The organism is Streptomyces luteireticuli (assembly GCF_041519305.1).
Classification (GTDB): Bacteria; Actinomycetota; Actinomycetes; order Streptomycetales; family Streptomycetaceae; genus Streptomyces; species Streptomyces luteireticuli.
Genome location: NZ_CP167927.1, coordinates 1,372,905 through 1,383,879, shown reverse-complemented (window position 1 = coordinate 1,383,879; position 10,975 = coordinate 1,372,905). Strand labels below are relative to the sequence as shown.

Annotated in this window: 1 protein-coding gene; it reads left to right on the top strand. The window is 73.4% G+C overall.

Translation table 11 applies throughout. The annotated features are described in order from the left end of the window. Positions 1 to 15 precede the first annotated feature (15 nt). A complete protein-coding gene (locus tag AB8735_RS05685) occupies positions 16 to 10,956 on the top strand; it encodes an SDR family NAD(P)-dependent oxidoreductase (RefSeq protein WP_372405740.1) in 10,941 nt (3,646 codons plus the stop codon). Positions 10,957 to 10,975 lie beyond the last annotated feature (19 nt).

The following is a 10,975-nucleotide window of genomic DNA, read 5'->3' as shown; positions in this document are numbered from 1 at the left end:
GGAGGACGGCTTTACATGGCGACTGAGGACAAGCTCCGCGACTACCTCAAGCGGGTCACGACCGACCTGCACCAGACCCGTGAGCGACTGCGGGAGGCCGAGGAGAAGGAGCACGAGCCGATTGCCGTCGTCGCGATGGGCTGCCGCTACCCGGGCGGGGTCTCCTCGCCCGAGGAGCTGTGGCAGCTCGTCGCCTCGGGAACGGACGGGATCACCGAGTTCCCCCGCGACCGCGGCTGGGACGTGGAGACCCTCTACGACCCGGACCCCGACACGGAGCGCGAGGGCACCAGCTACACCCGCCAGGGCGGATTCCTCCACGACGCCGCCGAGTTCGACCCGACGTTCTTCGGGATCAGCCCGCGCGAGGCACCCGTCATGGACGCCCAGCAGCGCCTGCTGCTGGAGACGTCCTGGGAGGTCTTCGAGCGGGCCGGTATCGACCCGGCGACGCTCAAGGGCAGCCGCACCGGCGTCTTCGCCGGCCTCATGTACCACGACTACGCGGGCAACCAGAGCTCCGGAAGCCTCGTCTCCGGCCGCATCGCCTACACCTTCGGGCTGGAGGGCCCGGCGGTCACCGTCGACACGGCGTGCTCGTCGTCCCTGGTCTCCCTGCACCTGGCCATCCAGGCACTGCGCAAGGGCGAGTGCTCGCTCGCCCTCGCCGGCGGCGTGACCGTGATGGCCACGCCCGGCACGTTCGTGGAGTTCAGCCGCCAGCGGGGGTTGTCCGCCGACGGCCGGTGCAAGTCCTTCGCCGACGCCGCCGACGGCACCGGCTGGGGCGAAGGTGTGGGCGTGCTCCTCGTCGAGCGACTGTCGGACGCGCAGCGCAACGGCCACCCGGTGCTCGCGGTCGTCCGCGGCAGCGCCGTCAACCAGGACGGTGCGAGCAACGGTCTGACCGCCCCCAACGGCCCGTCCCAGCAACGCGTCATCCACCAGGCCCTCGTCGACGCGGGCCTCGCCGCCGACCAGATCGACGCGGTCGAGGCGCACGGTACGGGTACGACGCTGGGCGACCCGATCGAGGCGCAGGCGCTGCTGGCGACGTACGGTCAGGACCGGCCGGAGGACCGGCCGTTGTGGCTGGGTTCGATCAAGTCGAACATCGGTCACACGCAGGCCGCAGCAGGCGTCGCGGGCATCATCAAGATGGTCATGGCGATGCGCGAGGGCGTCCTCCCGCGGACGCTCCACGTGGACGAGCCGTCCACCCATGTGGACTGGTCCGCCGGTGCCGTCGAGCTGCTGACCGAGGCCGTGGCATGGCCGGCCGCCGACAGGCCGCGGCGTGCCGCCGTGTCGTCCTTCGGCATCAGCGGGACGAACGCGCACGTGATCCTGGAGCAGGCGCCGGCCGCCGACGAACCGGTGCGGAACCCCGGCGACGGCGGTGTGGTGCCGTGGGTCCTCTCCGGGCGTACCGAGGCGGCGTTGAAGGCCCAGGCCGAGCGCCTCCTGTCGTGGGTGCGCACGGCCCCGTCCGGCGCCCTCCCGACGGACGCGGCCTTCTCGCTGGCCTGCTCGCGCACGGCCTGGGAACACCGGGCCGCCGTCACGGGAACGGACACCGACGAACTGCTGGCGGGCGTACGGGCCGTCGCATGCGGCGAGTCGGCTCCCGGCGTGACCGTGGACGAGGCCGTGGGCGGGAAGCTGGCGGTGCTGTTCACGGGGCAGGGTGCTCAGCGGATCGGGATGGGGCGTGAACTGCGTGCCGCTTTCCCGGTGTTCGCGGACGCGTTCGCTGCCGTCTGTGCCGAGCTGGATCTGGAGCGGTCGCTGGTCGAGGTGATCGACGAGGACGGCGAGGCGCTGGACCGTACGGAGTACGCGCAGGCCGCGCTGTTCGCCGTCGAGGTTGCGCTGTTCCGTCTGATGGAGTCCTGGGGTGTTCGCCCTGACTTCCTCGCTGGACACTCCATCGGCGAGATAACCGCTGCGCATGTGGCGGGTGTTCTGTCGCTGGGCGATGCGGCCCGCCTCGTGTCGGCTCGTGGGCGTCTGATGCAGGCGTTGCCGGCCGGTGGCGCGATGGTGTCGGTGCAGGCGGCTGAGGAGACGGTGCTGCCGCTGCTGGCCGGTCGTGAGGCCGAGGTCGGTATCGCGGCCGTCAACGGCCCGCTGTCGGTGGTGATTTCGGGCGCCGAGTCGGCCGTCCTGGAGATAGCCGAGACCCTGGCGGCCGATGGCGTGAAGACGAAGCGTCTGCGGGTTTCGCACGCGTTCCACTCGCCGTTGATGGAGCCGATGCTGGAGGACTTCCGTCAGGTCGTCTCGCAGCTCACTTTCTCCGAGCCGTCGATCCCGGTCGTGGCCTCCGGTGACGTGACGTCCGCCGACTACTGGGTGGCTCATGTCCGCGATGCCGTCCGCTTCGCCGACGCCATCCGCGACCTGGAGGGCAACGGCGTCCGTACGTTCCTCGAACTCGGCCCGGACGCCGTCCTGTCCGCCATGGGCCAGGACTGCCTCACCGACGACCGGAGCGCTGCCTTCGTCCCCGCCCTGCGCAAGGACCGCGACGAACAGCCCACGCTCGTCGACGCCCTCGGCCGACTCCACACCCGTGGAGCGACGGTCGACTGGCAGGCGTTCTTCGCACCGAGCGGCGCCCGCCGCGTCGACCTGCCCACCTACGCCTTCCAGCACGAGCGTTACTGGCTGGACAGCACCGCCGCGCTCTACGGCACGGCAGCGCCCGCCGAGGAGGCCGGCCGGCGTTACCGGGTCACCTGGCGGCCCGTCGCCGACCCCGTGGGTTCCGTGTCCGACGGCACGTGGCTCGTGGTCGTGTCGTCCGAAGCCGCGCAGCACGCCTGGGCGGGTGCCGCCGTGGCGGCGCTCGAAGGTGCCGGTGTGCGGGTGGTGCGCGCCGAGGTGGACGCGGAGTGCGTGGAGTCCGAGGTGCTGGCGGAGCGGCTGGACGCCGCTCTGCTGCGGGCCGGTGTGGAGCCGGGTGCGGTGGACGGCGGGGTGCTGTCGTTCGTCGGTCTGGACGAGACGTCGGGTCTGCTGTTGTCGTCGGCCCTGGTGAACGCCCTGGGCGTGGTGGGTGTGGGTGCGCGGCTGTGGGCCGCGACCTGCGGTGCCGTGTCCGTGAGCGCCTCGGAGCGGGTGAACAGCACGATGCAGGCCCAGGTGTGGGGTCTTGGCCGGGTCGCCGCGCTGGAGTACCCGCAGTCGTGGGGCGGTCTCGTCGACCTTCCCGAAACCCCCGACGACCGCACGGCGGCCCGTCTGCTCAACGTCCTGGCCGCTTCCGGCGGTGAGGACCAGATCGCGCTGCGCCCGTCCGGCGTCCACGCCCGACGCCTCGTCCGCGCGACGGGCCCGTCCGCCCTCCCCGAGGGCGGCTGGACGGCCACGGGGACGTACCTGGTCACCGGCGGCACCGGCGCGCTCGGCGCCCAGGTCGCGCGCTGGCTGATCGGCCGTGGCGCGTCCGGGCTCGTCCTGGCCTCGCGCAGGGGCCTCGAAGCGCCCGGCGCGGCCGAGCTGCAGGCCGAACTGGCCGCGCTCGGCGCCGAGGTGACCGTCGCCGCCTGCGACGCCGCCGACCGCGACGCCCTGGCCGCGCTCCTCGCCGAGCACCCCGTCACCGGTGTGGTGCACGCCGCCGGAGTGCTGGACGACGGCGTCCTCGACGGGCTCACCCCCGAGCGGTTCGCCACCGTCCTCGGCCCGAAGGCCGACGCGGCCCGCACCCTCGACGAGCTCACCCGCGGCCTGGACCTGGAGGCATTCGTCCTCTTCTCCTCCGCCGCCGGTGTCCTGGGCAACGCGGGGCAGGCCAACTACGCCGCCGCCAACGCCTACTTGGACGCACTCGCCGAACAGCGGCACGCCGACGGCCTGCCCGCCACCGCCGTCGCCTGGGGCCCCTGGGCCGGTGACGGCATGGGCGGCGACGCGGAGCTGGAGGTCAGGCTGCGTCAGGCCGGCATGCCGCCGATGGACGCCGCGCCCGCCCTGGAGGACCTCGAACGGGCCCTCGCCCAGGACGAGGTGACGCTCACCGTCGCCGACATCGACTGGAAGCGCTACCACCCCGTCTTCACCGCCGCCCGGAACAGCGCCCTCTTCGGTGAACTGCCCGAGGTCCGCCGCCTCTTGGAGGAGGCGTCCACGGCCGACGGCACCGACCGGGCGGCCGGGCTGCGCCGCCGCCTCTCCGGCATGGCCGCGCCCGAGCAGGAGCGGATCCTCCTCGACCTGGTGCGGACGGAGATCGCCCTGGTCCTCGCCTACGCGTCCCCGGACGCGGTTCCGGCGAACCGCGCCTTCAAGGACCTCGGCTTCTCCTCCCTCTCCGCCGTCGAGCTCCGCAACCGGCTCGGTGCCGTGACCGGGCTCCGTCTCCCGGCCACCCTCGTCTTCGACTTCCCGAACCCGCTCGCGCTCGTCGGTCACCTGCGGGACGAACTGCTGGGCGGCACCGGCACCGACGGCTCGGCACCGGTGGTGGTGACGGCCGTGGACGACGAGCCCATCGCCATCGTCGGCATGGCCTGCCGCTTCCCCGGAGGAGTCGACTCGCCCCAGGCGCTGTGGCGGCTCCTGGCCGACGGCGCCGACGCCATCGGCCCGTTCCCCGACGACCGGGGCTGGGACCTGGACGGGCTCCACGACCCCGACCCCGAGCACGCCGGCACCAGCTACGTCCGGGAAGGCGGCTTCGTCGACAGGCTCGCCGACTTCGACGCCGGGTTCTTCGGCATCTCGCCGCGCGAGGCCCTCGCCATGGACCCGCAGCAGCGCCTGGTCCTGGAGACCGCCTGGGAGGCCCTGGAGGACGCGGGGATCGACCCCGAGGCCCTGCGCGGCAGCCGCACCGGCGTCTACCTCGGCACGAACAACAACGACTACACCTTCTACTTCACGGACGACGCGGAGGGCTCCGACGGGTTCGTCGGCACCGGCAACGCGTACAGCGTCGTCTCGGGCCGGGTGTCGTACGTGCTGGGCCTGGAAGGCCCGGCGGTCAGCGTCGACACCGCCTGTTCCTCCTCTCTGGTGGCCCTCCACCAGGCGGTGCAGGCCCTGCGCCAGGGCGAGTGCTCCCTCGCGTTCACCGGCGGTGTCACCGCCATGGCCACCCCGCGGACCTTCGTGGAGTTCGGCAAGCTGCGCGGCCTCGCGGCCGACGGCCGCTGCAAGGCGTTCGCCGGGGCGGCCGACGGCACCAACTGGGGCGAGGGCGTGGGCATGCTGCTCGTGGAGCGGCTGTCGGACGCGCGGAAGAACGGTCACCGGGTGCTGGCGGTGGTGCGGGGTTCGGCGATCAACCAGGACGGTGCGAGCAATGGTCTGACGGCGCCCAACGGTCCGTCCCAGCAGCGCGTCATCCGCCAGGCCCTCGCCAACGCCCGCCTCACCACGGCCGATGTCGACGTCGTGGAGGCGCACGGTACGGGCACCACCCTGGGCGACCCGATCGAGGCGCAGGCCCTGCTGGCCACCTACGGCCAGGACCGGCCGGAGGACCGGCCGCTGCTCCTCGGCTCGGTGAAGTCCAACATCGGTCACACCCAGGCCGCCGCCGGTGTCGCGGGCGTGATGAAGATGGTGCTCGCCCTGCGCGAGAACCACCTCCCGAGGACCCTGCACGTCGACGAGCCGACGCCGCACGTGGATTGGTCGGCCGGTTCCGTGGAGCTGCTGACGGAGGAGCGTGCGTGGCCGACGGCGAGCGGCGAGCCGCGCAGGGCCGGTGTCTCGTCCTTCGGCTTCAGCGGGACGAACGCCCACCTCATCGTGGAGGAGGCTCCGGCTTCCGAGGAGCCCGCTGCCGTCGAGGGGTCGAAGGCCGACGGTGTGGTGCCGTGGGTGTTGTCGGCGCGTGGTGCGCGGGCGTTGCGGGCGCAGGCGGCGCGGCTGGTGGAGTTCGCCGAGGCCCGGCCTTCGCAGGGCCTGGCGGACATCGGCTTCTCCCTGGCTACGACGCGTGCCGCGCTGGATCACCGGGCCGTGGTCGTCGGTTCGGACCTCGGCCGGCTCCTCGACGGCGTCCGGGCACTCGCCGAGGGCCGTCCGGCTCCGCACCTCGTTGAGGGCAACGCTTCCGCCGAGGCGAACAAGGTCGCCTTTGTGTTCCCGGGGCAGGGGTCGCAGTGGGTGGGGATGGCGGTTGGTCTGCTGGATGAGAGCCCCGTATTTGCGGAGCGGATCGCGGCGTGTGAGCGGGCGTTGGCGTCCTGCGTGGACTGGTCTCTCACCGGTGTTCTTCGTGGTGTGGAGGGTGCGCCTGGTTTTGACCGGGTGGATGTGGTGCAGCCGGTGTTGTGGGCGGTGATGGTGTCGCTGGCTGAGGTGTGGCGTTCGTATGGTGTGCGGCCGTCGGCGGTGGTCGGGCACTCGCAGGGTGAAATTGCCGCTGCCGTGGTGTCGGGTGCGCTGTCTCTTGAGGACGGTGCGCGTGTGGTGGCGTTGCGTTCGCGGGCGATTGAGGCTCTGGCGGGCCGGGGCGGGATGGTGTCGGTTCCGCTGCCGGTGGATGGTGTGCGTGAACTGATCGCCCGCTGGGACGGCCGGGTGTCGGTGGCGGCCGTGAATGGCCCGACCTCGGTGGTGGTCTCCGGTGAAGTGGCGGCCTTGGACGAGCTGATGGCCCACTGCGAGACCCACGAGATTCGCGCCCGGCGCATCCCCGTGGACTACGCCTCGCACTCCGCCGTCGTGGAGGAGATCCGGGAGACGATCCTGGACGTCCTGGCTCCTGTCGTGCCGCTCAAGCCGGGGGTGCCGTTCTTCTCGACGGTGACGGGGGAGTGGCTGTCGGACGCCGTGACCGACGCCGATTACTGGTACCGAAACCTGCGCCAGACCGTCGAACTGGCCGATGCAGTAGCTGCATTGTCGTCCCAGGGCTTCGGCGCGTTCATCGAGGTGAGCGCGCACCCGGTCCTGACCGTCCCCGTCCAGGAGACCCTGGAGGGTACGGACGCGGTGGTGCTCGGCACCCTCCGCCGTGACGAAGGTGGCCTGGAGCGCTTCCTGACCTCCCTGGCCGAAGCCCACACCCGCGGCATCGCCCCCGACTGGACCGCGGTGTTCGGCACCGCCCGGCGCGTGGACCTGCCGACCTATGCGTTCCAGCGCGAGCGCTACTGGCCGAAGACCGTGTCGTCCATCGGCGACGTCACCTCCGCGGGCCTCGGCTCGGCAGGGCACCCTCTGCTGGGTGCGGCCGTCGTACTGGCCGACGGCGAGGGCGTGTTGCTGACGGGACGCCTCTCGCGGGCGACTCACTCTTGGCTGGTGGATCACCAGGTGGCGGGCGCGGTCCTCGTCCCGGGCACTGCCTTCGTCGAACTCGCCGTCCGTGCGGGCGACGAGGTGGGCTGCGGGCTCGTCGAGGAACTGACCCTCGAAGCACCCCTCGTCCTTCCCGAACGAGGCGGAATCCACATCCAGTTGAAGGTCGGCGGGGACGACGGCACCGGCCGGCGCGCGCTCGACGTGTTCTCCCGCGCCGAGGACTCCGCCGAGGACGAGCCGTGGACCCGGCACGCCACCGGTGTCCTCGCCGAGGACAGTGGCGCCGTCGCCCCCTTCGCCGCGGCCGGTGTCTGGCCGCCCGCCGGCGCGGAGCCCATCGACCTGGACTCCTTCTACGACGGGCTCGCCGGGGTCGGCCTGACCTATGGCCACGCCTTCCAGGGCGTCAGGACGGTCTGGCGGCACGGTGACGAACTCTTCGCGGAAGTCGCCCTCCCGAAGGGCGTGGACGCGGCCGGGTTCGGCCTGCACCCGGCGCTGCTGGACGCCGCCCTGCACCCGCTCACCCTCGGGGTCGTGCTGCCCGAGGCGCAGCAGGACGGCGGCCGGCCGTGGCTGCCGTTCGCCTGGGAGGGCGTGGCGCTCCGCGCGTCCGGCGCCACCGCGCTGCGGGTGCACCTCGCCCCCGCGGGCACCGGCGCCGTCGCCGTGACCGTAGCCGACCCGACCGGCACCGTCGTCGCCTCCGCGGCATCGCTGAACCTGCGGCCGCTGGCCGCCGCCGCTCTCGACGCGGCGCGCTCCGCCGGTGCGGACGCCATGTTCCGGCTCCTGTGGAGCGGCATCACGGCGGACCGGACGGCGTCCTCCGCCCGCTACGCCCTGCTGGGCGCGGACGAACTCGGCCTGGGCGCCGCCCTGAAGGCGTCGGGCGTGCACGCCGGGACGTACGACGGCCTGGCCGCCCTGGGCGAGCTCGTGGGCTCCGGAACCCCGGTCCCCGACGCGGTGCTGCTGAGCTGCCCGCCCCTGGACGAGCCGGTGACCGGCCAGCCCGAGGCGGCGCGTGCCGCGGTGGCGCGGGTGCTCGCCGTGGCGCAGGAGTGGCTCGCCGACGAGCGGTTCGCCGACGCGCGGCTGGTCGTCGTCACCCGGGGCGCCGTCGGCGTGCTGCCGGGGGAGGGGGCCGTCGATCTGACGCACGCCCCGGTCTGGGGTCTGATCCGGTCGGCCCAGACGGAGAATCCGGGCCGGTTCGCGCTCCTCGACCTCGACGGTGCGGACGGTTCGGCCGCCGCTCTGGCCGGTGCGCTGGCCGCCGTCGACGAGCCGCAGATCGCCGTGCGCGACGGCGCGGCCTACGCGCCGCGGCTGGCGCGGCCGGCGGCCGCCCAGGAACTGACGCCGCCCGAGGGCGCACCCGCCTGGCGCCTCGATCTCACCGCCCGCGGCACGCTGGAGAATCTGGCGCTCGTCCCCGCGGACGACGCGGTCGCCCCGCTCGCCGAGGGACAGGTGCGGATCGCGGTGCGCGCGGCGGGCATGAACTTCCGCGACGCGCTGATCGCGCTCGACATGTACCCGGGCTCCGGCTCGGTCGGCGGTGAGGGCGCGGGCACCGTTCTGGAGACCGGTCCCGGTGTCACCCGGTTCCGGCCCGGCGACAAGGTGATGGGCATCTTCCCGAAGGCGTTCGGCCCCGTCGCCGTGGCCGACCACCGGATGCTCGCCCCCGTACCCCAGGGCTGGACCTTCGAGGAGGCCGCCGGCGCGTCCATCGTCTTCTCCACCGCGTACCACGCGCTCGTCGAACTCGCCGACCTGCAGCCGGGGGAGAGGATCCTCATCCACGCGGCGGCCGGCGGCGTGGGCATGGCGGCCGTGCAGCTGGCCCAGCACCTGGGCGCCGAGGTGTTCGGCACGGCGAGCCCGGGCAAGTGGGACGCGCTGCGGGCCGCCGGGCTGGACGAGGCGCACATCGCCAACTCCCGTACCCTGGACTTCGAGCAGGAGTTCCTGGCCGCCACCGACGGCCGGGGCATGGACGTCGTCCTCGACTCGCTCACCGGCGAGTTCGTCGACGCCTCGCTGCGCCTGCTGCCCCACGGCGGCCGGTTCGTCGAGATGGGCAAGGTCGACGTCCGTGACGCCGACGACGTCGCCGGCTGGTACCCGGGCGTCGAGTACTGGACGTTCGACCTCAGCGAGGCCGGACCCCAGGTCACCGGTCAAGTGCTGGCCGAGGTCGTGGAGTTGGTGGACTCCGCCGGGCTGCGCCCGCTCCCGGTGACCACCTGGGACGTGCGGCGGGCGCCGGAGGCGTTCCGTCACCTGGCCCAGGCCCAGCACGTCGGCAAGGTCGTCCTGACCATGCCCGCCGGTACCGCCGAACCGTCGGGAACCGTGCTCGTCACCGGCGGCACCGGCACCCTCGGCGGGCTGCTCGCCCGGCACTTGGTGGCCGAGCACGGCGTCCGCCACCTGCTGCTCACCAGCCGCCGCGGCGCCGACGCGCCGGGCGCGGCCGGACTGCACGCCGAACTGACCGCGCTGGGCGCCGAGGTGACCATCGCCGCGTGCGACGCCGCCGACCGTGACGCGCTGGCCGCGCTGCTCGCCTCCGTCCCCGACGGGCACCCCCTCACCGGCGTCGTCCACACCGCGGGCGTGCTGGACGACGGCGTCCTGGAGTCCCTCGACCCCGAGCGGATCGACACCGTCTTCCGCCCGAAGGTCGACGCGGCCTGGAACCTGCACGAGCTCACCCGCGACCTGGACCTCCGCCACTTCGTGCTGTTCTCCGGCGCGGCGGGCATCTTCGGCGGCCCCGGCCAGGGCAACTACGCGGCGGCCAACGTGTTCCTCGACGCCCTCGCCCACCACCGGCGAGCCCTCGGCCTGCCGGCCACCTCGCTGGCCTGGGGCCTGTGGGGCGAGAGCAGCGGCATGACCGGTCGGATGGACGAGGCGGACGTCCTGCGGATGCGCCGCTCCGGCGTCCGTCCGCTCGCCTCGGAGACCGGACTCGCCCTGTACGACCTGGCGACCGGCCTCGACGAGCCGCTGCTCGTACCGGTCCGCCTGGACCTGGCGGCGTTCCGCCGGGTGCCGTCCGCGGACCTGGTCCCGCCGCTGCTGCGCGGCCTGGTCCGCGGCCCCTCCCGCCGGGCGCTGGAGGCCGGTGCGCAGGCGGCCGAGGGCTTCCGGCAGACGCTGGCGGCCACGCCCGAGGCCGAGCGGGAACGCGTCCTGCTGACGTTCGTCCGCACCCAGGCGGCCGCCGTGCTCGGCCACTCGGGAGCCGAGGCCGTCGAGGGCGGGCGCGCCTTCAACGAGATCGGCTTCGACTCGCTCACCGCCGTCGAACTCCGGAACCGGCTCAACGCCGCGACCGGGCTGCGGCTGCCCGCCACCCTGGTCTTCGACTACCCGACGCCCACCGCCCTCGCCGCACACCTGCGGCAGGAGCTGGCGCCGCAGGAGGAGGCCGACCCGTCCGGCGCCGTGCTCGGCGAACTGGACCGGCTGGCGGTCACCTTGTCGTCCACCGGCGCGGCGGACGACGCCACCGCACACGCGGAGATCACCTCGCGCCTGCAAGCCCTGCTGTCGGAATGGAAGGACCGGCACGCCCCCGCCGGTACCGAGGACGCGAGCACCAAGCTCTCGGCGGCGACCACCGCCGACGAAGTCCTCAGCTTCATCGACATCGAGCTCGGCATCTCCTGACCACCGCCACACGCTCACA